This is a genomic window from Nonomuraea sp. NPDC001636, from assembly GCF_040298265.1.
GTDB lineage: Bacteria > Actinomycetota > Actinomycetes > Streptosporangiales > Streptosporangiaceae > Nonomuraea.
The window spans coordinates 643055-667046 of sequence record NZ_JBEOZT010000001.1 but is presented as its reverse complement, the minus strand read 5'-3'; the positions used below and the strand labels follow the sequence as shown (position 1 = coordinate 667046).

General features: G+C 70.3%; 22 protein-coding genes. 9 read left to right on the top strand and 13 right to left on the bottom strand.

The window, feature by feature from the left end; translation table 11 throughout:
- Window positions 1-133 precede the first annotated feature (133 nt).
- Window positions 134-1531: an aminobutyraldehyde dehydrogenase gene (locus ABT158_RS03100; protein WP_352350272.1), complete on the bottom strand. Its 1398-nt coding sequence runs from the start codon at window positions 1529-1531 to the stop codon at window positions 134-136.
- A gap of 18 nt (window positions 1532-1549) precedes the next feature.
- Window positions 1550-2821: a glycosyltransferase gene (locus ABT158_RS03095; protein ID WP_352350270.1), complete on the bottom strand. Its 1272-nt coding sequence runs from the start codon at window positions 2819-2821 to the stop codon at window positions 1550-1552.
- A 128-nt stretch (window positions 2822-2949) separates the two neighbouring features.
- On the opposite strand from ABT158_RS03095, the gene ABT158_RS03090 reads away from it, so the two are divergent.
- Entirely contained in the window at window positions 2950-3555 is a 606-nt protein-coding gene (locus ABT158_RS03090) for a TetR/AcrR family transcriptional regulator (RefSeq protein ID WP_352350268.1), read from the top strand.
- On the opposite strand, the gene ABT158_RS03085 is transcribed toward ABT158_RS03090, so the two are convergent.
- From ABT158_RS03085 to ABT158_RS03070, 4 genes are all read right to left on the bottom strand, one after another.
- Window positions 3549-4598 carry an ABC transporter ATP-binding protein gene (locus tag ABT158_RS03085; RefSeq protein ID WP_352350266.1) on the bottom strand — a complete coding sequence of 350 codons (1050 nt, stop codon included), beginning with the start codon at window positions 4596-4598 and terminating at the stop codon, window positions 3549-3551. The two genes, ABT158_RS03090 and ABT158_RS03085, sit on opposite strands and share 7 nt — an antisense overlap.
- Window positions 4585-5391: an ABC transporter permease gene (locus ABT158_RS03080; RefSeq protein ID WP_352350264.1), complete on the bottom strand. Its 807-nt coding sequence runs from the start codon at window positions 5389-5391 to the stop codon at window positions 4585-4587. The genes ABT158_RS03085 and ABT158_RS03080 overlap by 14 nt, the downstream gene beginning before the upstream one ends.
- Window positions 5384-6142 carry an ABC transporter permease gene (locus ABT158_RS03075; protein ID WP_352350262.1) on the bottom strand — a complete coding sequence of 253 codons (759 nt, stop codon included), beginning with the start codon at window positions 6140-6142 and terminating at the stop codon, window positions 5384-5386. The genes ABT158_RS03080 and ABT158_RS03075 overlap by 8 nt, the downstream gene beginning before the upstream one ends.
- Window positions 6143-6249: 107 nt before the next feature.
- On the bottom strand, window positions 6250-7371 hold the full coding sequence (locus ABT158_RS03070) for a polyamine ABC transporter substrate-binding protein (protein WP_352350260.1): 1122 nt from the start codon (window positions 7369-7371) through the stop codon (window positions 6250-6252).
- Between the two features lie 545 nt (window positions 7372-7916).
- Between ABT158_RS03070 and ABT158_RS03065 the strand changes: the two genes are divergently transcribed.
- Window positions 7917-9026, top strand: a complete 1110-nt coding sequence (locus ABT158_RS03065) for a hypothetical protein (RefSeq protein ID WP_352350258.1) — start codon at window positions 7917-7919, stop codon at window positions 9024-9026.
- Entirely contained in the window at window positions 9023-9982 is a 960-nt protein-coding gene (locus ABT158_RS03060) for an SIS domain-containing protein (RefSeq protein WP_352350256.1), read from the top strand. Before ABT158_RS03065 ends, ABT158_RS03060 begins: the two co-directional genes overlap by 4 nt.
- On the opposite strand, the gene ABT158_RS03055 is transcribed toward ABT158_RS03060, so the two are convergent.
- The 4 genes from ABT158_RS03055 to ABT158_RS03040 all read right to left on the bottom strand — a co-directional run bounded on the left by ABT158_RS03055 (window position 9976) and on the right by ABT158_RS03040 (window position 14061).
- Window positions 9976-10545: a GTP-binding protein gene (locus tag ABT158_RS03055; RefSeq protein ID WP_352350254.1), complete on the bottom strand. Its 570-nt coding sequence runs from the start codon at window positions 10543-10545 to the stop codon at window positions 9976-9978. The genes ABT158_RS03060 and ABT158_RS03055 overlap by 7 nt on opposite strands.
- The gene (locus ABT158_RS03050) at window positions 10526-10840 is read right to left on the bottom strand and encodes a DUF742 domain-containing protein (RefSeq protein WP_229824241.1); all 315 of its coding nucleotides are present in this window, start codon (window positions 10838-10840) and stop codon (window positions 10526-10528) included. The genes ABT158_RS03055 and ABT158_RS03050 overlap by 20 nt, the downstream gene beginning before the upstream one ends.
- A gap of 66 nt (window positions 10841-10906) precedes the next feature.
- Entirely contained in the window at window positions 10907-11329 is a 423-nt protein-coding gene (locus ABT158_RS03045) for a roadblock/LC7 domain-containing protein (protein WP_352321436.1), read from the bottom strand.
- Window positions 11329-14061 (bottom strand): nitrate- and nitrite sensing domain-containing protein, encoded by a 2733-nt coding sequence (locus ABT158_RS03040; protein ID WP_352350251.1) that lies wholly within the window; start codon window positions 14059-14061, stop codon window positions 11329-11331. The genes ABT158_RS03045 and ABT158_RS03040 overlap by 1 nt, the downstream gene beginning before the upstream one ends.
- A gap of 415 nt (window positions 14062-14476) precedes the next feature.
- On the opposite strand from ABT158_RS03040, the gene ABT158_RS03035 reads away from it, so the two are divergent.
- The 5 genes from ABT158_RS03035 (at window position 14477) to betA (ending at window position 20970) form a co-directional block, all read left to right on the top strand.
- Window positions 14477-15457, top strand: coding sequence for a quaternary amine ABC transporter ATP-binding protein (locus tag ABT158_RS03035; RefSeq protein WP_352350250.1), 981 nt, complete (start codon window positions 14477-14479; stop codon window positions 15455-15457).
- Entirely contained in the window at window positions 15454-17367 is a 1914-nt protein-coding gene (locus ABT158_RS03030) for an ABC transporter permease (protein ID WP_352350248.1), read from the top strand. Before ABT158_RS03035 ends, ABT158_RS03030 begins: the two co-directional genes overlap by 4 nt.
- Window positions 17364-18341: an ABC transporter substrate-binding protein gene (locus ABT158_RS03025; RefSeq protein WP_352350246.1), complete on the top strand. Its 978-nt coding sequence runs from the start codon at window positions 17364-17366 to the stop codon at window positions 18339-18341. The genes ABT158_RS03030 and ABT158_RS03025 overlap by 4 nt, the downstream gene beginning before the upstream one ends.
- 71 nt (window positions 18342-18412) lie before the next feature.
- A complete protein-coding gene (locus ABT158_RS03020) occupies window positions 18413-19348 on the top strand; it encodes an ABC transporter substrate-binding protein (protein ID WP_352350244.1) in 936 nt (311 codons plus the stop codon).
- Window positions 19324-20970 carry a choline dehydrogenase gene (betA, locus tag ABT158_RS03015; RefSeq protein WP_352350242.1) on the top strand — a complete coding sequence of 549 codons (1647 nt, stop codon included), beginning with the start codon at window positions 19324-19326 and terminating at the stop codon, window positions 20968-20970. The genes ABT158_RS03020 and betA overlap by 25 nt, the downstream gene beginning before the upstream one ends.
- Before the next feature lie 6 nt (window positions 20971-20976).
- Here betA and ABT158_RS03010 read toward each other — a convergent pair whose 3' ends face one another.
- Entirely contained in the window at window positions 20977-21765 is a 789-nt protein-coding gene (locus tag ABT158_RS03010) for an ABC transporter permease (protein ID WP_352350240.1), read from the bottom strand.
- Window positions 21762-22700, bottom strand: coding sequence for an ATP-binding cassette domain-containing protein (locus ABT158_RS03005; RefSeq protein ID WP_352350238.1), 939 nt, complete (start codon window positions 22698-22700; stop codon window positions 21762-21764). The genes ABT158_RS03010 and ABT158_RS03005 overlap by 4 nt, the downstream gene beginning before the upstream one ends.
- Before the next feature lie 80 nt (window positions 22701-22780).
- On the opposite strand from ABT158_RS03005, the gene ABT158_RS03000 reads away from it, so the two are divergent.
- The gene (locus tag ABT158_RS03000; protein WP_352350236.1) at window positions 22781-23548 is read left to right on the top strand and encodes a TetR/AcrR family transcriptional regulator; all 768 of its coding nucleotides are present in this window, start codon (window positions 22781-22783) and stop codon (window positions 23546-23548) included.
- Here the strand turns inward: ABT158_RS03000 and ABT158_RS02995 are convergent.
- Complete coding sequence (locus tag ABT158_RS02995; RefSeq protein WP_352350234.1) at window positions 23537-23989, bottom strand: MarR family winged helix-turn-helix transcriptional regulator; 453 nt, start codon at window positions 23987-23989, stop codon at window positions 23537-23539. The two genes, ABT158_RS03000 and ABT158_RS02995, sit on opposite strands and share 12 nt — an antisense overlap.
- Between the last annotated feature and the right edge of the window lie 3 nt (window positions 23990-23992).

Genomic DNA, 23992 nt, shown 5'->3' with positions numbered 1-23992 from the left:
GACACGCGTGTGGCGCATGGGATTCTGTCCGGCTGGGTAATTGGAACACAGTCCGTACCAGACGGCCAACCGCACATTTCCCACTAAATGCACCCAAAGCGACACTTTGGGCGTCATATCGCCGTACACGTTTTCAGGCGGGCCGGAACGAATCCCGCTCCACGGGCGCCGCGTGCTTGACCATGAGGTGACGCGTCACCGAATACTCCTGCACCGCCTCCTGGCTCATGTCCTTGCCGAACCCGCTGCCCTTCACGCCGCCGTGCGGCGCCTCGCTGGCGATCGGCAGGTGATCGTTCACCCAGGTCACGCCCACGTCGAGCCGATGGGACACGCGCATCGCCCGCGCGACGTCACGCGACCACACCGACGAGGCCAGCCCGTACGGGGTGTCGTTGGCCAGCCGGACGGCCTCGTCCTCGCCGTCGAACGGCAGCGCCACAAGGACCGGTCCGAAAAGTTCACCTTGGACGATCTCGCTGTCCTGTGCGACATCGGTCACAAGCGTCGGCGGGTAGAAGAACCCGGGCCCCTCGACGGGCGCGCCGCCGTGCACGATCCGGCCGCCCGAGCGCGCGACGAAGCCGTGCACGCGCTCGCGGTGGGCGGCCGAGATCAGCGGGCCGATGTCCGTCGCCGGGTCCCAGGGGTCGCCCACGGTGATCTCCGCGAGCGTCGCCCGGATGGCCTCCACGGCGTCGTCGTAGATCTCGCGGGCGACGTAGACCCGGGTGGCCGCGGTGCAGTCCTGGCCGGTGTTGTACGTGGCGCCCATGGCCACGCCGCGGGCCATCTCGGCCAGGTCGGCGTCCTGGAAGACCAGGGCGGGCGCCTTGCCGCCGAGTTCGAGGTGCACCCGCTTGAGCGTGGCCGCCGCGCCGGTCATGACCGCCCGGCCGGTGCCGGTCGAGCCGGTGACGCTGACCATGTCCACGCCCGGGTCGGTCACCAGCGCCTGGCCGACCTCGGCGTCGCCGGTGACCGCCTGGACGAGCCCCTCGGGCGCGCCCGCCTTGGCGAACAGCTCGGCCAGGCGCAGCGTCGTCCGCGGCGTCTGCGGCGCCGGCTTGATGACCACGGCGTTCCCGGCGGCCACGGCCGGGCCGACCTTCCACACCGCCATGACGAACGGGAAGTTCCACGGCGCGATCGACCCCACCACCCCGACCGGACGGCGCAGCAGCACCGAGGTGTAACCGGCGCTGAACACCCCGGCCCCCGACCCTTCGAGCGAACGGGCGGCGCCGGCGAAGAAGCGCAGGTTGTCGACGGCGAAGGGCAGCTCGCCGTCCCTGAACACGGCCGCCGGCTTGCCGGTCTCCTCCACCTCCAGCCGGGTCAGCTCCTCGGCGTCGGCCTCCACCAGGTCGGCCAGGCGCAGCAGCAGCCGCTGGCGCTCGGCGGGGGTGGTCTGCGCCCACTCCTCGAACGCGCCCCGGGCGGTCCGGACGGCCGCCGCCACGTCGGCCACCGGGGTGTCCGGGATCTCGGAGCACGGGAGGCCGGTGGCGGGGTTGATCAGTTCACGCATGGAAAGTCCTCGAAATCCCTACTGGCCGAGCTGTTCGATCAGGTCGGCGGCCTTGCGCAGGCCGTCGCGGCGGCGGATCTCCTCGCCGGCGGCGGCGAGCCTCGCGCGCATCTCGGTGTCGCCGAGCAGGCGCTCCACGGCGCCGGTCAGCTCCTCGTCGGTGAAGGTGTAGGTGGAGAGCCTGACACCGTAGCCCAGTTCGTCCACCCGCTGGGCGTTGTCGTACTGGTCCCAGAACAGCGGCAGCACGATCATCGGCTTGCCGAAGTGCGCCGCCTCGGTGGTGGTGTTGTTGCCGCCGTGCGTGATGACCAGGTCGCACAGGGGGATGATCTTCGTCTGCGGCAGGAACTCGGCGCCGTACATGTTGTCGGCGAGCTTGATCTCCTCGTGCAGCGGGCCCTTGGAGACGATGTACTGGTGCCGGGTGCCGGCCAGGATGTCGATCACGCGCTGCATCAGCTCCACGTCGGAGGAGCCGAGCGAGCCGAGCGAGAAGTAGATCAGCGAGCCGTCATTACGCTTGAAGGGCAGTGTGAAGTCCTCGTCGGTCTCGCGCACCGAAGAGTCGAGCCGGTGCCAGCTCGGGCCGAGCGGGCGGGCGTCGGTGTAGTCGAGGATCTCGGGGAAGACGTAGAGGTTCAGGTCGCCCTCGTGGATGAAGTCCAGGTCGGGCAGCGGGGCGGTGCCCTGCTCGACGCACCACTCGTTGAAGGCGGTCCAGATCTCGCGGTGGGTGCGGTCGTACTCGGCGCGGAAGGCGTCCCAGCCGGAGCGGTCATCGGCGGGCAGGCCGGAGAAGACCGGCGCGACGTTCTCGCCGCGCACCTCCAGCGGGTTGCAGGAGACGATCCGGACGAACTTCTTGCCCGCCGTGAGCAGCGCCGGGAACGTGATCACGTTGTCCTCGACGATCACGTCCGGGTTCACCCGCTCGATGATGGCCTTGAGCTGCGGCTCGCAGTACTTGGCGCCGTCGATGAGGGAGTCCCAGATGGGCTTGATGACGGTGTCGAGCTGCTCCTGCGTGCTCTTGCGGTACTCCGGCGCGGTCTCGCGGATGAAGTCCTTCCAGAACTGGCCGGCGTCCTGCTCCTCGGCGTTCTCGGGCGGCGGGGCCAGGTCGACGAGGTCCTCCTCGAAGCCGAGCGCTTCGAGCTTGCCCTTCCAGGACGACTCCGCGGCGAAGACGACGCGGTGCCCGCGACGGCGGAGAATGTCGCCGATGCCGATGCAGTTGTTCGTGGGGCCGTACGCGCTCTCTGGCATGAACAGGATGGTGAGGGACATCGTGAACTCCGGGGGAACTCGTCAAATTGAAGAGGAATTCAAATACTCATCTAGCGTGAAGCGCAAGTTAAGTGCACTATGGTCACGGCCGATCTGAATGGTGACCAAACGCACGGGGGGTGGTGGTCGTGGCCCAGCGCAAAAGCCGTAGTGACCGGCGCATCGACTTGATCGAGGCCGCGCGCCGAGCCATCATCCGCCATGGCATTGACGGAGTACAGCTCTCGCACGTCGCCGAGGAGGCCGGTCTGACCTCCGGCGCCGTGCTCTACCACTACCCCGACCTGGGCGAACTGCTGGTCGAGGCACAACACGCGGGCATGGAGCGGTTCTACGAGCTGCGCATGCGCCGCCTGGCCGACTTCACCGACCCGGTCGAGAAGCTGGTCGTCACGATCCGGTCGGGGTTGCCGACCGGGCCGCTCGACCCCGACGTCCGCCTGCTCAACGAGCTGGGCGGCGCCGCGGGCCGCAACCGGGTCTACGGCGTGCTGCTCACCTCGCTGTACGACCGCCAGGTGTCGATGTACCAGGCGATCCTGGACACCGGGGCCGCGCTCGGGGTCTTCCGGCTGACGGCCGACTCCGTGACCGTCGCGCGCAACCTGGTGGCCCTGGAGGACGCCTACGGCTACCGCATCACCGCCAGGCACCCGCTGATCGGCCCCGACGAGGCGGCCGAGCTGATCCTGTCGTACGCGCGGGCGGCGACGGGCAACGACCTGGCTCATTGATCGACCGCCATGATGACGGCGTCCTGGGCCTCCCAGCGCACCTTCACCTTGGCGCCGGGCTGCACCGTGCTCGCCCCCTGCACCGCGGCGAGCACGGGCTTGGCCCGTCCTGGCACGTCCACGGAGATGTGCGAGACGCCGCCGTAGAAGCTCACGTCCAGGACGCTGCCCTTCAGGCCCCGCGCCGCGTTCTCGTCGGCCAGCTCGATCTTCTCGGGCCGCACCGCGAGCAGCCCCTTGGTGTCGGCGGCCAGCTCTTCGAGCGGCGTGCCGGCCAGCATGCCGAACTCCTCGCTCTTGATCCCGTCCAGGCCGGTGCAGACGCCCTCGAACAGGTTGTTCGCCCCGACGAAGTCGGCCACGAACGGCGAGCGCGGGCGCTCGTACAGGGCCACGGGGGCGTCCACCTGGCGCACGCTGCCGCTGTCGAAGACCGCGATGCGGTCGGCCAGCGACATGGCCTCCTCCTGGTCGTGCGTGACGACCACGAAGGTGATGCCGACCTCGCTCTGCAGCCGCTTGAGCTCCAGCTGCATGTCCGCGCGGACCTTCTTGTCCAGGGCCGACAGCGGTTCGTCGAGCAGCAGCAGCCGCGGCCGCTTGACGATGGAGCGGGCCAGCGCGACCCGCTGCCGCTGGCCGCCGGACAGCTGCGCGGGCTTGCGCGAGGCGTGCGCCGACAGGCCCACGGTCTCCAGCACCTCGCCGACCCGCTGCTTGATCTCCTGCCGGGGCAGCTTCTCCCGCTCCAGGCCGTAGGCCACGTTCTTGGCCACGGTCATGTGCGGGAACAGCGCGTACGACTGGAACATGAGGCTGATCGGCCGCCGGTTGGGCTGCTTGGACAGCAGGTCCTCGCTGTCGAGCGTGACCGTGCCGGCGTCCGGCGTCTCGAACCCGGCGATGATGCGCAGCAGGGTGGTCTTGCCGCAGCCTGAGGGGCCGAGCAGGGCGAAGAACTCGCCCTGCTCGATCTCCAGCGAGACGCCGTCGAGCGCGGTGACGTCACCGAACCTGCGGGTGACCCCGTCAATCCTGAGCACGTGATTTCCCGATCTTGGTCATCCGCTGCCCGGCGATCACCGCCGTGAAGCTCACGAGGAGCAGGATCGCGGCCAGCGCGTTGATCTTCGGGGTCACCCCGAAACGAACCATTGAGTAGATGACGATCGGCAGCGTCGGCTCGGCGTTGCCGATCGTGAAGAAGGCGATCACGAACTCGTCCAGCGACAGCGTGAACGCCAGCAGCGCCCCGGCCACGATCCCGGGCACCAGCTGCGGCAGCGTGACCCTCATGAACGTGACCACCGGCCCGGCCCCCAGGTCGCGCGAGGCCTCCTCCAGCGAGGTGTCGGCGTTGGTGAGCCGGGTGCGCACCACCGCCGCCACGAACGCCATCGAGAACACGGCGTGCGCGATGGTCACCGTGGGCAGGCCGAGCGCGAACTGGGCGTCCCACTGGGCCAGGAAGGTGTTGATCAGGGCGTACAGGACCAGCAGCCCGATCCCGAGCACCAGGTCGGGCAGCACGGCCGGCATGAGCGAGATCGCGTCGAGGAGCTTCGACCTGGTGTACCGGGCCAGGCCGACGGCCAGCAGCGTGCCGAGCACCGTGGCGATCGCCGTCGAGCCCAGGGCCACGATCAGGGTGTTGACCAGGCCCTCCCTAATCTTCTCGTCGGCGGCCAGCTCGCCGTACCACTTGAGGCTGAAGCCCTCGTAGGTGTAGGCCGACTTGCCGGAGTTGAACGACATGACGACCAGGACGATGATCGGCACGTACAGGAAGGCGTAGGTCGCCCAGAACGGCACGTACAGCAGCTTGGGTCTACGCACGGCGGGCCGCCCACGCCTGCACGAGCAGCAGCAGGATCAGCACCGCGATCAGCGCCAGCACCAGCGCCGAGCCGAACGGCCAGTCGCGCGCGACCAGGAACTGGTTGCGGATCAGGTTCCCCACCATGATGGACTTGTTGCCGCCGAGCATCTCGGGGATGACGAAGTTGCCGAAGCTCGGCACGAACACGAACATCGCCCCGGTCAGCGCGCCGGGCAGGGTGAGCGGCAGCGTCACCTTCCGGAACGTGGTGAACGCCGAGGCGCCGAGGTTCGCCGACGCCTCGCGCAACTGCGGGTCGAGCTTCTCGATCGAGGAGTACAACGGCAGCACCATGAGCGGCAGGTAGGAGTAGAGCAGCCCGGTGACGATCGCGCCCTGGGTGTACAGCAGCTCCATCTCCTTGCCCAGCAGGGAGCTGAGCAGCCCCTGGCTGCTCAGCATGATGATCCACGCGTAGACGCGGATGATGAAGTTCGTCCAGAAGGGCAGCACGACCGCCACCAGGGCGATCGTCTTCCACTTCGACGGGAGCTGGGCGATCAGGTACGCCGTCGGGTAGCCGAGCAGCAACGCGATCAGCGTGGCGATCGTGGCCATCTTCAGCGAGTCGCCGACGACGTTCAGATAGAGCGAGTCGAACAGGCGCTGGAAGTTCTCCAGCGTGAACTCGTAGACGATGCCCCCGAAGCGCCCCCGCTGGAAGACGGTGTAGCTGAGCACCAGCGCCAGCGGCACGAGAAGCAGCACGACCAGGTACGTCAGACCTGGCGAAAGGAAAACGAACGCGCCCAGCCGGCGACCCCGCTTACGGGACACCGGCCGGGCCTTGACCTCGGATCTCACTGCACCAACGACTATCCGGCCGTGACTTCCTGCGACAGGCGGCTGAACTTGGTCGACGCCTGTCCCAGGTCGATGATCGACTCACCGTTGAGCAGTTCCGCCGGCTTGATGTCCAGCAGCGAGCCCTTGGGGATGGTCACCTTGTCCATGGCGGCCTTGTTGGGAACCTTGTAGTTGATGTTCTCGGCCGCCCAGCGGTGGATCTCCGGGTCGAGGATCATGTTGATGAAGGCGTGCGCCGCCTCCTTGTTCTTGGAGGACTTCATGATCACCATGGTGTCCACCCAGAGGTCGCTGCCCTCCTTCGGCACCACGAACTTGATGTTCTGCTTCTCGTCCGTGGTGGGGCACCAGCCGTCCCACGCCTCGACCATGATGGCCTCGCCGGACTTCAGCCGGTCGCCGAAGGTGGTGTCGTCGTAGCGCAGCAGGTGCGGCTTCTGCGAGACCAGGAGCTCCTTGGCCTTGGCGATCTCCTCGTCCTTCTCGGTGTTGACCGAGTAGCCGAGCGCCTTGAGCGCGGGCAGGACCAGCCAGCGCTCGGTGGTCATCATGGTGACCTTCTTCTCGGCCCAGGGCGCGGGCTTGAGGATGTCGTTCCAGCTCGTCGGCGGCGTCTTCACCAGGTCGCTGCGGTAGCAGATGCCGGTGGTGCCCCAGGTGTAGGGCACCGAGTACTTGTTGCCCTTGTCGTAGGAGAGCTGGGTGGCCTCGGGGTAGAGATTGGCCAGGTTGGGGATCAGCTCGGCGTGGATGGGCTCCAGCAGGCCCTGGGCGTTGAGCGCCTGGGCGTACTGGCCGGACACGAAGGCCACGTCGATGCCGCTGTCGCCGGAGGCGGTCAGCTTGGCCATCGCCAGCTCGTTCGTGTCGTGGTTGGTGATCCCCATCTCCTTGACCTTGAGCTGCTGCTTGACCTTCTCGGGCAGCTCCTCCGGGGTGTAGCCCGGCCAGACGGTCACCTGGAGCGACTGCTTGGTCAGGTCGGCGTTGGGCTGGAGCTGTTCGGCCTTGGCCGCGGTCGTGCCGTCTGAGCTGCTCGACGACCCACCGCCGCACGCCGCGACGGCTAGCGCGAGGCCGGCCACCGCCACGGCGGCCGGAAGACGACGGGTGAACCGGTTACGGGACACGGCCGCTACTCCTTCTGGTGCTGAGGATTGAGGGGTCGCGCGACCTTACTGGACACGGCAGACCAGAGCAGGAGTGTTGCAGCAGAAATCAACATGAGCAAGACTTTTCCCGACATTGCTACCAGGAAGTTTGATCAGAGTGTTGAATTGAGATTCAATAACGGAGTCGCCTCATCCCGGTCCGTGAGGGACCTCTCACCTCGCGTACGGACCGCCTTTGGGCCGCGCTCTTCGCGCCATCTCTCCCAGCCGTAATCTATCGGCTCCGGAGCGCGCGATCCCTGGCGGGTGCTCAGGAAACGGGCGAAGGATCCGGATCCGCTCAGGGCGGGTTGTCGGTCGGCGGTGACACCGCGCGGGCCCGCCCGCGCATGGAGGCAGGGGCGGCCCGGAGAGAGCACCTGGAGCGGGACCGTACCCTCCTGACCGGCGCAGGCGCTTTTCCCCTAATGCGCGGACGGGCTCCGAAGAGGGCGAAGTTGCAGCGGATATCAACATGAGCGAGACTTCCTTCCACACGTCGATCGGGAACCATGGTCAATCTGTTGAACTGGGATTCAATTGCGCCCCGGCTCGCCGCGCTCGCGGCGGAGCCCGTCTCCGACCGGGATCACGGCCTGTCCACGAGCCTGCTGCGGGCGCTCGCGCACGACCCGCCGCACCCGTTCGCCGTCCGCCGGTTCCATGAGCTTCCCGCCCTCGCGGCGACGGCCGCCGAGCGCGACTTCGGGCCGCACGTCGACCAGACCAACCACTCGGTCGTGGTGGACGAGCGGATGGTCGTGAAGTGGCTGGCCCCGCCGGTCCCGCTGCCCCACCCGACGCCCGAGATCTTCGCCCACCTCGTCGAGGTCGGCTTCACCGGCACCGCTCCCCCGTACCTGGCCCTGACCCGCGCCACCGACGCCGGCGAGGAGCTGCTCGCCCTGGTGACCGGCTACCTGCCCGAGGCGCGCGACGGCTGGGAGTGGTGCGTGGACGAGGCCGAGTCCGGCGGCACGCAGTTCGCCGGCGAGCTCGGCCGGCTGGCCGCCGACCTGCACGTCGCGCTGTCCACCCTGCCCGGCGGCTCGTCCGCGCGGCAGGCGGACCCGGCGGCGCGGGCCGCGGACGCGCTGGCCGAGGCGCTCGCCCTCACCGGCGGCGAAGACGGCGAGTGGCTGGCCACGCGGGCCGGCGCCCTGGCCGGCGAGCTGGAGCCGCTGCGCGCGGGCTTCGCCGGCCCGGTGATCAGGATCCACGGCGACCTGCACGTGGGCCAGATCCTGCGGTGGCGCGACGGCTACGCCGTGATCGACTTCGACGGCAACCCGACCGTGGCCGACACCGGCGTGCGCCAGCCGGCCGCCAGGGACGTCGCCCAGCTCACCACGAGCCTGGAGCACGTGGCCCAGATCGCCGTCAAACGCCGGGGCACCCCGCCCGCCCACGCCGCGGCCTGGGTGGCGCGGGCCCGGTCCGGCCTGCTGGACGCCTACCGCGACCGCCTGTCCGGCCTCGGCCGCTCCGACCTGCTGGACGAGACCCTGATCCGCCCGTTCGAGGTCGAGCAGGAGTGCCGCGAGCTGATCTACGCCGCCCGCCACCTGCCCCGCTGGCGCTACGCCCCCATGGGCGTGCTGCGCACCTGGTACCCCGAGGAGAGACTGCCGTGAATCCCGAGCTCTACCTGGCCGACCTGGAGGCCAAGCCCGCCGCCCTGGCCGCCCTCGCCGACGGGCTGCGCGCGGCCGACCCCTTCGCCGGGCTGCCCGAGGGCGTGCGCCGGGTGCTGTTCCTCGGCATGGGCAGCTCCCGGTACGCCGCCGGGGTGGCGGCCCTGCGCCTGCGCGCGGCCGGTGTGGACGCCTACGCCGACTACGCCTCGGCCGCGGCGACCTACCCGGCCGGGCCGGACACGCTGGTCGTGCCGATCTCGGCCACCGGCGGCAGCCGCGAGACCCTCGACGCCCTCGCCCGCTACGCCGGGGGCCCGTCGTACGTGGCCGCGATCACCAACGTGCCCGGCTCGCCCGTCACCGAGGCGGCCGACCTGGTCGTCCCCATGGGCGCGGGCGAGGAGCGCGGCGGCGTGGCCTGCCGGACGTTCCAGCACACGCTGGCCCTGCTGCTGGCGCTCGAAGCCCGGCTCACCGGGACGGGCGGCGACCTGCCCGCGCTGCTCACCCGGGCCGCCGAGGCCACCCGCGACCTCCTGGACCGCCGGGACGAATGGCTCCCGCTGACCATGGAGCTCCTCGACGGCCCCGACGGCGTCTACACGATCGCCCCCGCCGAGCGGCTGTCGTCGGCCGAGCAGTCGGCGCTGATGTTCCGCGAGGGCCCGCGCCGCGCGGCCGACGCCTGCGAGGCGGGCGACTGGTCGCACGTCGACGTCTACCTCACCAAGACCCTCGACTACCGGGCGCTGCTCTTCCCCGGCTCCCGCTACGACGAGCAGGCCATGGACTGGGTGCGCGAGCGCGGCTCCACGGTGATCTCCGTGGGCGGCGAGGTGAAGGACGCCGCGGCGGCGATCCGCTACGCGCACGACGACGACCCCGGCGTGGCGCTGCTCACCGAGACGCTGGTGGCCGAGCTGGTGGCCGCGTACTGGTGGAACGCTCAGTAGGGGCGGGCGCCGATCACGTGCTCAACCAGGGTGATCAGGGTGTTCTTGACCGACTGGCGGGCCCGCGCGTCCGTGCGCACGATGGGCACCTGGGGTGAGAGCGTGAGCGCCTCGCGCACCTCGCTCTCCACGTGCGGGAAGCGCCCGTCCCAGCCGTTCAGGCCGACGACGAACGGCAGCTGCGCCTCCTCGAAGTAGTCGATGGCGGGGAAGCTGTCGGCCAGGCGGCGGGTGTCCACCAGGACGACCGCGCCGATCGCGCCGCGCACCAGGTCGTCCCACATGAACCAGAACCGGTGCTGGCCGGGCGTGCCGAACAGGTAGAGGATCAGGTCGCGTTCGAGCGAGACGCGGCCGAAGTCCATGGCCACCGTGGTGGTGGACTTGCCGGGGGTGTGCGCGAGGTCGTCGATCCCCGCGGAGGCGTCGGTCATCACCGCCTCGGTGGTCAGCGGCACGATCTCCGACACCGCGCCGACGAAGGTGGTCTTCCCCACGCCGAACCCGCCCGCCACGACGATCTTCGTCGAGGTGAGCGCCGGGCTAGAGCCGGCGAAGTCCACTCAGGACCCTCTCCAGCAGCCTGCGGTCCGGCAGCCCGGCCTCCAGCTGCGGCTGGTAGACCTTGACCAGCCCGTCCGCCTCCATGTCGGCGACCAGCACCCGCGCCACGCCCAGCGGCACGGCCAGCAGCGCGGAGATCTCGGCCACCGAGCGCACCTGGCGGCACAGTTCGCTGATCGCGCGGTACTCGCGGGTGTAGGTCATGCCGAGCCGGGCCGAAGTCGCCGACGAGACCAGCGCCTCCATGGCCAGGCCGGTGCGCGGCGCCGTCCTGCCGCCGGTGACGGCGTACATGCGCACCAGCGAGCTGCGCTGGGGCTCCGGCTCCCCGTCATGCCACGATGCCAACGTCCACTCCCATCACCAGGGGCGCGCGGATGACAACTCCGCCCGTACGGCAGGGGTCAGCACCTGCCCCGTGCGTTCGACCAGAATCGTCATCTGGTACGCCACCAGGCCCATGTCACAGTCGGGCGCGGCCAGCACCGCCAGGCACGACCCGTCGCTGATCGACATCACCAGCAGCAGCCCGCGTTCCATCTCCACCAGGGTCTGCGTGACGCCGCCGCCCTCGAAGACCCGCGCCGACCCCTGCGTCAGGCTGACCAGCCCGGCCGCGATGGCGGCGAGCTGGTCGGCGCGGTCCTTGGGGAAGCCGCGGGAGAAGGCCATCGGCAGGCCGTCGGCGGAGACGACCACGGCGTGGGCCACGCCGGGCACCTCCTCGACGAACGCGCTCACCAGCCAGTTGATGTCCCTGGCCCCCTGGCTCAGTTCCTTCATCAGTCCTCCTCTAGCTCGGCTCGGCCCTTGCGCACGCCCTGCTGGTAGCTGGCCAGCCGGCTGCGCAGCCGGTCGGGGGACGGCGGCGGAACCGGCACGGGCGGCGGCTGGGGAACCGCGGTGCCCGGTACCAGATTCGCTCGCGGCGTGCGCTTGGGCAGGCCGGAGTTCGTGGTGCCGCCCCGGGCGGGCTCGGCGGTCGTGTTCGCCGCCTGCCAGCCCTGGTCGGCGGGCGATGACCAGGCCGGGTCCCGCCGGTCGGCGGTCGGCGCGGCCTTGCTGAACCAGCTGCTCTCCTCGACCGAGGCGAAGATCGGCAGGAACTCGTTCCCGGCCGCCGGCTCGGCCGGCTCGGGCCCCGTGGCGAACGACGGGTACGACGCGCCGGACGGCTCCGGCAGCTCGACCGACTGCGAGGAGGACGAGGTGAACCACGACGACTCGGCCGCGGACGGCATGGGGTCGAACGACGGGTGCCCGTAGGCGGGCATCGGGGCCGTGGGCGGCGCGTACGGCTCGGCGCCCTGGAAGGACTCGGCGCCCTGGAAGGGCTCGGCGCTCTGGAACGACTCGGCGCCACGGAAAGGCTCGGCGCCGCGGAAAGGCTCGGCGCTCCGGAACGAGTCGGCAGTCTGGAACGGGTCGGCGCTCGGGAAGGGCTCGGCACTCGGGAACGGCTCGGCGCGTCCCTGGTCCGGGCGGCCCATGGCGGACATGGCCGGGGTGTGCGCGGCCGCGGCCATCGAGCCGTGCAGGTTCCCGGGCAGCGAGCCGGGGACGGCGGCGAGCAGCATCTCCGGGATCAGCACCATCGCGGTCAGCCCGCCGATGTCCTGGCGGCGCAGCTGCACCTTGATGCTGTGCCGCAGCGCGAGCCGCCCGACCACGAACAGGCCCATCCGCCGCGACACGGACACGTCCACGACCGGCGGGTGGGCCAGCCGCCAGTTGGCCTCGGCCAGTTCCTCGGGGGTCATGCCGATGCCGTTGTCGGTCACCGAGACCATCAGCCCGCCGCCGTCGATGCGGCTGCTGGAGATGATCACCTTGGTGTCCTTGGAGGAGAACGAGACCGAGTTCTCGACCAGCTCGGCCAGCAGGTGCACCACGTCGGTGACGGCCTGCCCGGCGATGGCGACGTCCGACTGCGCCTGGACGCTGACCCGGTCGTAGCTCTCGACCTCGCCGAGCGCCGCGCGCACGATGTCCATGAGCTCGACCGGCTCGCTCCACTTGCGCGCGGCCTCCTGGCCGGCCAGGACCAGCAGGTTCTCGCTGTTGCGGCGCATGCGGGTGGCCAGATGGTCGAGCTTGAACAGGTCGCCGAGGCGCTCGTCGTCGCGCTCGCCGCGCTCCAGGCGCTCGATCAGGGTGAGCTGCCGTTCGACCAGGGTCTGGCTGCGCCGCGACAGGTTGACGAACATCGCGTTGACGTTGGAGCGCAGCCGCGCCTCGTCGCCCGCCAGCCGGACGGCCTCGCGGTGCACCTCGTCGAAGGCGCGGGCGACCTCGCCGACCTCGTCCCTGGAGAAGATGCCGATGGGCGGCACCTCGGCGTCGACCGCGCCGTCGCGCGACTCGCGCAGGTGCTGGACGAAGTCCGGCAGGCGGCGCCCGGCGATCTCCAGCGCCTCGCCGCGCAGCCTGCGCAGCGGCCGGACCAGCGATCTGGCCACGCCGGTGGTGATCAGCAGGACGGCGACCAGCAGCGCGAGCACCGCGCCCGCGATGACCAGCGCCCGCCGCTGCTCCTCGGCGCTGAGCGTGGCGCTGCGCGCCACGATCCCGGCGGCCTGGTGCTGCTCGACCTTGCGCATGGAGTCCACGACGACGTTGGAGGCGTCGAACCACTCCTTGGCGTCGTCGCGCTTGGCCAGGTCCAGCCCGCGCAGCGGCAGCGAGGCCGAGGCCCTGATGAGCACCAGCTCGCGCAGGAACAACATGCGGTCGGCGCTGCGGCCGTTGACGGTCTCGTCGAAGAAGCGGCGCTCGTCGGCGGTGGCCTCGGCGGCGAAGCCCCTGCGGTCGGCGGTCTCGGCGGACAGCTCGCCGAGGAAGCGCTTGAGCTGGTCCTGGCCGAAGGCGCCCTCGACCAGGACGGTGGTGAGCAGCGCCTGCTGGTAGGAGACGCTCTCCTTCGCCCTGGCCAGGCCGTCCAGCATGCGGGTCTGGCGGAACAGCTCGTCGTCGGAGCTGCCCTTGATCAGTTCGGTGTGGATGGAGAGGAGGTCGCCGATCACCGTCGTGTAGAGGTCGACGGCGGGGCCGGGCAGCAGGTCGGCGTCCATCGCCTGCTCGCGCAGCGAGGTCAGGTCGTCCAGGCGGGTGAGCATGTTCTCGATCTGGTCGGCGGTACGGCCCTCGACGTCGGCCAGGATCTGCTGGGCGGTGCCGCGTACCTCCCTGATGGCGACGTCCACCTGGTCCATCTGGGACCGGACGCCGCCGAGCCCGTTCACCGGCCGGTTCCTGGCGATGTACCAGGCGGTCTTGGCCCGTTCGCCGGCGAGCTGGTGGGTCAGGTCGCCCACCTGCTCCGACAGCACGGCTAATCGGTTCGTCCGGTCGTAGTCGGCGGCGGCGCCCGTCGAGGTCAGCACCTGGACGCCGCCCAGCAGCACGGCGGCGGCGGTCGGCACCAGGATGAGGGCGACCAGGCGCGCACGTACGCGCCAATTGCGCAGGCGCCAGTTGCCTTCGACGGCCTGCCGCTCGCCCAGCTGTGTTGTCACCGAACGCACCTCGCCCGAATCGGCGTATTTGTCAGGGCTGTGGCCCTTGAGAGAAATCAGCAAGTGCGGGTAATTGGAACACATCCTAAGCGGAGGTGGCCACCCGCACATATCGGTGCGAAATTCAACTTCTGTGCCCAGTGGGACGAAAGCTGGAGCCCCATCTCGCCGTCCGATCAACCAGAAATAGCCCTCTATACATTCATATGTCCGCGTATGGGCGTTTAGTGCGTTCCAAGCGCATAACACGGGAGGAGCAGCCAGGTCTCTCACAGGTCACAGCGTTGAGATTTGCGTTATTCACCGCATATGTTGAGCCCCGGCAATCGAGGAGGCGAGAGTGCGGGATTCTCCCGACAGCGCGGCTATCAGCGTCGAAGGGCTTTGGAAGATCTTCGGATCCAGGGCGCAAAAGGTGCTGGACAGCGAGGACAGACACCTCGACCCCGCCGCTCTGCGAGAGAAGACCGGTTGCACCGCCGCCGTCCGCGACGTGAGCTTCGAGGTGCGCCCCGGCGAGGTCTTCGTCGTCATGGGCCTGTCGGGAAGCGGCAAGTCCACCCTCGTACGCTGCCTGACCAGGCTCGTCGAGCCCACCGCCGGCCGCATCAGCATCGGCGGCGAGGACGTCGGCCGCGCCTCCCCCGCCCGGCTGCGCGAGCTGCGCCGCCACCGGGTGAGCATGGTCTTCCAGCACTTCGGCCTGCTGCCGCACCGCAAAGTCATCGACAACGTCGCCTACGGCCTGGAGATCCAGGGCACCCCCAGGGCCGCCAGGCACGCGCGGGCCGCCGAGATCCTCACCCTCGTCGGCCTCGACGGGTACGCCGGCTCCTACCCCGACCAGCTCTCCGGCGGCATGCAGCAACGCGTCGGCCTGGCCCGCGCACTGGCCGTCGATCCCCAGGTCATGCTGTTCGACGAGCCGTTCAGCGCGCTCGACCCGCTGATCCGGCGCGACATGCAGGCCGAGGTGATCCGGCTCCACCGCGAGGTCGGCAAGACGATGGTGTTCATCACCCACGACCTGTCCGAGGCGCTCAAGCTGGGCGAGCGCATCGCCATCATGCGGGCCGGCTCGATCGTGCAGCTGGGCACGGCCGAGGAGCTGGTGGGCGCGCCGGCCGACGACTACGTGGCCGACTTCGTCCGCGACGTGCCGCGCAGCCACGTGCTGACGCTGCGCTGGATCTGCCGCGCCCCCGAGCCCGGCGAGCCGCTGGACGGCCCCCAGCTCCCCGCCACCACCCTGGTCAAGGACGCCATCGCCGCGGCCTCGGCCTCCTCTCGCCCGATCCGGGTGATGGACGGCGACGAGCTGACCGGCGTCGTGGACCGCGTGGACCTGCTGTCCTTCCTCGCCGGTGCGGACGCCGCGGTGAGGACAGGCGCGTGAGCACCACCGCGGTCAGCGCCCCCACCAGGCTCAAGATCCCCAGATGGGCCGGTCCCGCCGGGGTCGCGGTCCTGTTCGCCGTGGCGTACCTGGTCTTCCGCGGCACCGGCACGCTGCCGCACGACAAGGAGGCGCCGCAGTTCCTGGCGGTCACCGAGCTGCGCGAATGGATCGACGACCACCGCAACGAGAGCCCGCTCTTCCTGTACTTCCTCAACTACATCCGGCTGTTCGTCGACGGCGTCTACACCTTCTTCCAGACCGTGCTCACCGCCCTCAACTGGCCCGGTCTCATCGGCGTCCTGGCCGCGCTGGCCTGGCTGGCCGGCGGCTGGCGCGTCGCGCTGCTCGCGGCGGCGGGCGTGGGCGCGTTCGGGGTGCTCGGCCTGTGGCAGTCGAGCGTGGACACGCTGGCGCTGGTGGCGGCCTCGGTGCTGCTGTCGCTGGCGGTCGGCGTGCCGCTCGGCGTCTGGGCCGGGCTGTCGGCGCGGGTGCGCCGGGTGCTGACGCCGGTGCTGGACGTCATGCAGATCATGCCGACGTTCGCCTACCTGGCGCCGCTCGTGCTGTTCTTCCACATCGGCGCGCCGGCCGGGGCGATCGCGACAATGATCTACTCGATCCCGCCCGCGATCCGGATCACGGCGCTGGCCGTCGAGGGGGTCTCCGCCACGGCGGTGGAGGCGTCGGCGTCGCTCGGCGCGACCCGCCGTCAGACGTTGTTCAAGGTGCAGCTGCCGCTGGCCCGCCCGACGATCGCGCTGGCGGTGAACCAGACCATCATGATGGCGCTGTCGATGGTCGTGATCGCGAACCTGATCTCGGCCCCCGGCCTGGGCGGCGACATCATCCGCGGCCTGTCGCGGGCCCAGGTCGGCATCATGCTCCCGGCGGGCCTGGCCATCGTGGTCATGGCCGTCGTGCTCGACCGCATGCTCATGTCGGTGGCCCGCCGCGAGGCGCACGCGTCGGTCGGCCGGACGGACCTGGCGGTCGCGGCGGCGCTGGCGGTCGCGGGCGTGGCGGCCGGGCTCGCGCTGCCCGCGGGCTGGCCCGGCGGCCTGACGGTCACCTTCGCCGGCGCGGTGAACGACGCCGTCCGCTGGGCGGAGACGACCTGGTACCCGGTCACGACGTTCGTCAAGGACCTGACCTCGGCCTTCCTGCTCAACCCGCTGGAGGGCCTGCTCACCTCCGCCCCCTGGTGGCTGGTCGCCCTCGCGGTGCTGGCCCTGGCCTGGCGGGTGAGCGGGGTACGCCCGGCGCTGACCGCGCTCGGCTGCCTGCTGGCGATCGCGCTGCTCGGCGTGTGGGAGCACGCCATGCAGACGATGACCACGGTCGCGGTGGCGGTGCTCGTCACCCTCGTCGTCGGCCTGCTGCTGGGGGTGGCCGCGGCCCGCTCGCCGCGCTGGTCGGCCGTTCAGCGCCCGCTGCTGGACGCCGCCCAGACCATGCCCGCGTTCGTCTACCTGCTGCCGGCGCTGGCCCTGTTCGAGACGACCCGGTTCACCGCGATCTTCGCCTCGGTGATCTACGCGGTGCCGCCCGTGGTCCGCCTGGTCGAGGACGGCATCAGAGGGGTGCCCGCCACGGTCGTCGAGGCGGCCGCGTCGGCCGGCTCGACCCCGGGCCAGCTCCTGTGGAAGGTGCAGCTGCCGATGGCGCGGCGGGCCATCCTGCTGGCCGCCAACCAGGGCATCGTGATGACGCTGGCCATGGTCGTCGTCGGCGGCCTGGTCGGGGCGGGCGCGCTCGGCTACGACGTGGTCGTCGGCTTCTCCCAGCGCACGGATTTCGGCATGGGCTTCGTGGCGGGCATCGCGACCGTTCTGCTCGGAGTCATGCTCGACCGCATCACGCAGGGCGCCGACAGGCGCCCTTCCCCCCGAAAGAGGAAGCGCACATGAAGATTCGCCTGCTCGCAGGCCTGCTCGTTGTCGGCCTCACCGCCGTGGGTTGCGGCGGTGGCGCCAAGGTGGAGACCTCCCCCAGCTCCGCCGCCCCGTCGGCCGGCGCCGCCTCCGGCGCGGCGACGACCGGCACCGTCAAGATCGCGATCAACCCGTGGGTCGGTTACGAGGCCAGCGCGAACGTCGTCGCCTACCTGCTGAAGAACGAGCTCAAGTACGACGTGCAGCTGCCCGAGATCAAGGAGCAGGTCGCCTGGGAGGGCTTCGAGACGGGCGACGTGGACGTCATCATCGAGAACTGGGGCCACCCGGACCTGAAGAAGAAGTTCATCGACGAGAAGAAGGTCGCGCTCTCGGCGGGCTCCACCGGCAACAAGGGCGTCATCGGCTGGTACGTGCCCAAGTGGATGGCCGACAAGTACCCCGACATCACCGACTACAAGAACCTGAACAAGTACGCCGACCTGTTCAAGACGTCGGAGTCCGGCGGCAAGGGCCAGCTCCTCGACGGCGACCCGAGCTACGTCACCAACGACGAGGCCCTGGTCAAGAACCTCAAGCTGAACTACAAGGTGGTGACCGGCGGCAGCGAGGCGGCCCTGCTCAAGGCGGCCGAGCAGGCCCAGGCGCAGAAGAAGGCGCTGCTGTTCTACTTCTGGACGCCCCACTGGCTGTTCGACAAGGTCGAGCTGACCCGGGTGAACCTGCCCCCGTACACCGAGGGCTGCGACGCCGACGCCAAGAAGGTCGCCTGCGACTACGCCGAGCTGGACCTCGACAAGATCGTCAGCAAGAAGTTCGCCGACACCGGCGGCAAGGCGTACGAGCTGGTCAAGAACTTCAGCTGGACCAACGAGGACCAGAACGCGGTCGCCAACGACATGACCAACAACGGCCTGACCGGCGAGCAGGCCGCCAAGAAGTGGGTCGAGGCCAACACCGCCAAGTGGCAGGCCTGGCTCCCCAAGTGACCCCTCTTGACCGCGTCCCCTCCGGCCGGGCGCCGGCGGGGACGGAGGAGGCGCGGTCGCGGAGACCTCTGATGCGAACCGAGAAGCTGGCCGGGCCGCTGCTCGCGGCCCTGCTCCTGACGTCCTGCTCCGGCGGCGCCCCCGAGACCGGGGTCGCCGCCAGGGGCACGGTCAACATCGACGTGCACGCCTGGGTCGGGTACGAGGCCCAGGCCGCCGTTCTGGCCTACCTGCTCGAACACGAGCTGGGTTACAAGGTCAACACGCGCAAGAACAACGAGAGCGATTCCTGGCGCGATTTCGAATCCGGCAAGGTCGACGTGATCGTCGAGAACTGGGGACACAACGACCTGAAGAAGGAGTACATCGAGCAGAAGAAGGTGGCGCTGTCGGCGGGGCTCACCGGCAACAAAGGCGTGATCGGTTGGTACGTCCCCGAGTGGATGACCAAGAAATATCCCGACATAACCGACTATCGGAACCTGAACAAGTACGCACACCTATTCCGGACCCCCAAAACCGGAAATTTAGGTCAGGTACTCGACGGGGACCCGACATTCGTCACCAACGACGAGGTTCTCATCAAGAACCTCGGCCTCGATTACAAGGTCGTCTACTCCGGCAGCGAGGACGCGCTGATCAAGGCCGCGCAGACGGCGGCGCGCACCCGCACGCCCCTGCTGATGTATTTCTACGAGCCGCAATGGCTGTTCACCAAGGTCAAACTGGTCAAGGTCAACCTGCCCCCGTACGCGGTCGGCTGCGACGACGTGCCCGCCAAGGTGGCCTGCGACTACCCGCCGTACCTGCTGGACAAGATCGTCAGCAGGCGGTTCGCCGAGCGCGGCGGGAAGGCGTACGAGCTGGTGCGCAACTTCACCTGGACCAACGACAACCAGAACGCCGTGGCCGCCGAGATGATCAACGGCAAGAAGTCCGCCGAGCAGGCCGCCCGGCAGTGGGTGGAGGAGAACAAGATCGTGTGGAAGGACTGGATCCCGCGTTGAGCTTCGACTTCGTCATCGTGGGCGGCGGCTCGGCCGGCTGCGCCCTGGCCAACCGGCTGAGCGCCGACCCGTCGGTGTCCGTGCTGGTGCTGGAGGCCGGTCGGCCGGACTACCTCTGGGACGTCTTCATCCACATGCCGGCCGCGCTGATGTTCCCCATCGGCAGCCGGTTCTACGACTGGAAGTACGAGTCCGAGCCCGAGCCGCACATGAACAACCGGCACATCTACCACGCGCGCGGCAAGGTGCTGGGCGGCTCCAGCAGCATCAACGGGATGATCTTCCAGCGCGGCAACCCGCTCGACTACGAGCGCTGGGCCGCCGATCCCGGCATGGAGACCTGGGACTACGCCCACTGCCTGCCCTACTTCAGGCGCATGGAGAACTGCCTGGCCGACCCCGGCTCGCCCTTCCGCGGCGACGACGGCCCGCTGAAGCTGGAGCGCGGCCCGGCCCGCGGCCCGCTGTTCGAGGCGTTCTTCGAGGCCGTCCAGCAGGCCGGCCATCCCCTCACCGACGACGTGAACGGCTACCGCCAGGAGGGCTTCGCCGCCTTCGACCGCAACGTCCACCGGGGCCGCCGGCTCAGCGCGGCCCGCGCGTACCTGCATCCGGTGCGCCGCCGTCCCAACCTCACGGTCAGGACGCGGGCCCACGTGGAGAAGGTGCTCTTCGAGGGGACGCGGGCGGTGGGCGTCCAGTGCGGCGGCGAGCGCATCGAGGCGCGCGAGGTCGTCCTGTGCGGCGGCGCGATCAACACCCCGCAGCTCCTCCAGCTGTCCGGGGTCGGGCCGAAGGCGCTCCTGGAGTCCGTGGGCGTCCGGGTGGTGCACGACCTGCCGGGCGTCGGCGAGAACCTCCAGGACCACCTGGAGGTCTACGTCCAGCACGCCTGCACGCAGCCGGTCTCCCAGCAGCCGTCGCTGGCGATGTGGCGGCGGCCGTTCATCGGCGCCGACTGGCTGTTCCTGCGGCGCGGCCCCGGCGCCACGAACCACTTCGAGGCGGGCGGGTTCATCCGCTCCAACGACGACGTCGCGTACCCGAACCTGATGTTCCACTTCCTGCCGATCGCCGTGCGCTACGACGGCTCGGCGCCGGCCGGCGGCCACGGCTACCAGGTGCACATCGGCCCGATGTACTCCGACGCCCGCGGCTCGGTGCGGATCAGGTCGGCCGACCCCCGCGACAAGCCCGCGCTGCGCTTCAACTACCTCTCCACCGAGCAGGACCGCCGCGAGTGGGTGGAGGCGATCAGGCACGCCCGCGCCATCCTGTCCCAGCCCGCCTGGGCCGGCCTGGACGGCGGCGAGATCTCCCCCGGCCCGGACGTCAGGACCGACGAGGAGATCCTGGCCTGGGTGGCCAAGGACGGCGAGACCGCCCTGCACCCGTCGTGCACCTGCAAGATGGGCGTGGACGACCTGGCCGTGGTCGACCCCGCCACCATGCGCGTGCACGGCCTGGACGGCCTGCGCGTCGTGGACGCCTCCGCCATGCCGTACGTCACCAACGGCAACATCTACGCCCCGGTCATGATGCTCGCCGAGAAGTCCGCGGACCTGATCCTCGGCAACACCCCCCTCGCCCCCGACACCACGGCCTTCCACCGGCACGCCTGAGCCGGTCTAACGGTCCAGGCGCTGGTACAGGCGGACGGACAGGACGAAGAAGACGACGGTGATCGCCACCGGCCACAGCACCGCCATCGTCACGGCGTGCTGGGCCACCCACGAGTCGCCGCCCCAGCCCGGGTTGCCGAACAGCTGCCTGGCGGCGGCGACCGTGGAGGAGAGCGGGTTCCACTCCGAGATCGCGCCCAGCCAGCCGGGCATGGTGCCGGGCGCGACGAAGGCGTTGGACAGGAAGCCGATCGGGAACTCCAGCGTCTGGATGGCGACCACCGCGCCCGGCTCGCGGGTGAGCAGGCCGAGGTACATGCCCGCCCACAGCAGGGCGAAGCGCAGGAGCAGCAGCAGGCCGATCGCGCCCAGCGCGCCCCCGGCCGAGGCGGGCCGCCAGCCCACCGCCAGGCCGCACAGCAGCAGCCCGCCCAGGATCAGGACCGAGTTGAGCAGGTCGGCCACGGCCCGCCCGATCAGCACGGCCGAGGGCGCCATGGGCATCGACCGGAACCGGTCGGTGACGCCCTTGGCGACGTCGGAGGACACGGCCATCATGGTGGAGCTCAGGCCGAAGAGCATCGTCATGCCGTACATGCCGGGCATGAGGAAGGCGAAGTAGCCGGCGCCCGCGGGCACCTCGACCGCGCCGCCGAACAGGTAGCCGAAGGCCAGGGTGATCACCACGGGGAAGAGCACCCCGAAGACCACCGTCATGGGCTGGTTGGCCCAGTGGATCAGGTCGCGGCGGGCGACGGTCCAGCCGTCGGCCAGCGCCCATCTGAGTGCGGTCATCGATCGCCTCCCGCGGTCGTCAGGTTCAGGAAGACCTCGTCGAGGGTCGGCCGGCGCAGCGTGACGTCGGCGGCCTCGATGCCGGCCGCCGCCAGCGCGGGCAGGACGCGGGTGAGCGCGCCCACCCGGTCCGCCACGGGGGCGCTGACGTGCCGGGTGTCCCGGTCGATCTCGACCGGGCCCGCGGCGGCCGCCGAGAGGATCGCTGCCGCCTCGTCGAGCCGCGCCAGGTCGTTGATCATCACGTCCAGCCGGTCGCCGCCGAGCTTGGACTTCAGCTCCTCCGGCGTGCCCTCGGCCACCAGCCGGCCGGAGTCGATCACCGCGACGCGGTCGGCCAGCTGGTCGGCCTCCTCCAGGTACTGGGTGGTCAGCAGCACGGTCGTGCCGCCCGCGACCAGCTCGCGCACCGCGTTCCAGATCCCGGCGCGGCTGCGCGGGTCGAGGCCGGTGGTGGGCTCGTCGAGGAAGAGCACGGGCGGCGCCAGGATCATGCTCGCGGCCAGGTCGAGCCGCCTGCGCAGGCCGCCGGACAGCTCCTTGGCCGGGCCGTCGTGCCCGGTCAGGCCGAAGCGCTCCAGCAGCTCGGCGGCCCGGGCGCGGGCGGCCGGCGCGCTCAGGTGGTGGAGGCGGCCGAACAGCTCCAGGTTCTGCCGGCCGGTCAGGACCTCGTCCACGGCCGTCTGCTGGCCGACCAGGCCGATGGCGGCGCGGACCCGGCGGGGCTCGGCCGTCACGTCGAACCCGGCCACCTCCGCCCGGCCAGCCGAGGGGCGAAGGAGCGTGGTGAGGATGCGGACGGCGGTGGTCTTCCCGGCGCCGTTGGGCCCGAGCAGGCCGTAGACGGTGCCGGCGGGCACGTCGAGATCGATGCCGTCGAGCGCCGTCGTCGAGCCGTAGGTCTTGCGCAGGCCCTGGGCGAGCACTGCGGACATGGCCACCTCCCTATCGAATCGTACGGCGTACCGTACAACATACGATCGAGGCATGCAACCGTACGGTGTACCGTACGAGGGTGACTGTTGAGTACCCGGGCAAAGGCGACCCGGCCCGCAGCCTCGCGCTGCTGTGGCGGACGAGCGAACGGGCCAGCCGCAAGGGCAAGCCGGAGCTGAGCGTCGAGCGCATCGTCCGCGCCGCCATCGACGTGGCCGACGCCGAGGGGCTGGCGGCGCTGTCCATGCGCCGGGTGGCCGAGAAGCTGGGCGTGGGCACGATGTCGCTCTACACGTACGTGCCGGGCAAACCCGAACTGCTCGACGTCATGCTCGACACCGTCTACGGCGAGACCGCCCGCCCCGAGGACGTGCCGGGCGGCTGGCGGGCCCGGCTGGAGCTGATCGCCCGCGAGAACTTCGCCCTCTACCTGCGCCACCCGTGGCTGCTCCAGGTGGCCGCGAGCCGCCCGGTCCTCGGCCCCAACGTCACCGCCAAGTACGACTACGAGCTGCGCGCCGTCGACGGCATCGGCCTGACCGACCTGGAGATGGACTCGGTGATCACGCTGGTCACCGGCTTCGTGCACGGCACCGCGAGGGGCGCGGTTGAGGCCGCGCAGGCCGAGAGCCAGACCGGCATGACGGACATGCAGTGGTGGGCCGCGCACGCGCCCTTCCTCAGCCGGATCTCCGACCCCGCCATGTTCCCCACGGCCTCACGCGTCGGGCAGGCGGCCGGGGAGGCGCTGCAGGCCGCCTACAGCCCCGAGCACGCCTTCGAGTTCGGCCTCCAGCGCGTGCTCGACGGCGTCGAGGTGCTGGTCGACAGCCGGTCAGCGGGCTGACAACGCCTGCTCGTAGGCCAGCAGCGTGCGCACGAACGTCTGCCGCTCCTGCGGCGTGAGCGGGTCGAGGGCGGCCCGCCAGGCCGTGGCGCCGTAGCCGAGCCATTCGGTGATCGCCTCCTGGTGGGCCGGGGCGATGCTGACGATCGTGCGGCGCCGGTCGGCGTCGTCCTCGCGGCGCTCCAGCACGCCCTTCCTGCTCAGCTCGCCCACCATCAGGCTCACGGTGGCCGGCGCCACCTCCAGGCGCCCGGCCAGCTCGTTGACCGTCGTCGGGCCGTCGAACAGCAGGTAGGCCAGCAACGACAGGTGCCGGGGGGCCAGCGACAACGACCGCAGCGCCTCGGGCACCTTGAGCCGCTTGGCCCGGCCCACCATGCGCGGCATCAGGAGCAGCAGCGTCCTGATGCCTTCGTCCACGCTCAAGCCGTCGGTTGACATCGC

Coding starts and splice junctions, on each gene's coding strand:
- ABT158_RS03100 (WP_352350272.1), bottom strand. CDS start 1,531: ATGCGTGAACTGATCAACCCCGCCACCGGCCTCCCGTGCTCCGAGATC.
- ABT158_RS03095 (WP_352350270.1), bottom strand. CDS start 2,821: ATGTCCCTCACCATCCTGTTCATGCCAGAGAGCGCGTACGGCCCCACG.
- ABT158_RS03020 (WP_352350244.1), top strand. CDS start 18,413: ATGCGAACCGAGAAGCTGGCCGGGCCGCTGCTCGCGGCCCTGCTCCTG.
- ABT158_RS03045 (WP_352321436.1), bottom strand. CDS start 11,329: ATGAAGGAACTGAGCCAGGGGGCCAGGGACATCAACTGGCTGGTGAGC.
- ABT158_RS03025 (WP_352350246.1), top strand. CDS start 17,364: ATGAAGATTCGCCTGCTCGCAGGCCTGCTCGTTGTCGGCCTCACCGCC.
- ABT158_RS02995 (WP_352350234.1), bottom strand. CDS start 23,989: ATGTCAACCGACGGCTTGAGCGTGGACGAAGGCATCAGGACGCTGCTG.
- ABT158_RS03050 (WP_229824241.1), bottom strand. CDS start 10,840: ATGTACGCCGTCACCGGCGGCAGGACGGCGCCGCGCACCGGCCTGGCC.
- ABT158_RS03010 (WP_352350240.1), bottom strand. CDS start 21,765: ATGACCGCACTCAGATGGGCGCTGGCCGACGGCTGGACCGTCGCCCGC.
- ABT158_RS03005 (WP_352350238.1), bottom strand. CDS start 22,700: ATGTCCGCAGTGCTCGCCCAGGGCCTGCGCAAGACCTACGGCTCGACG.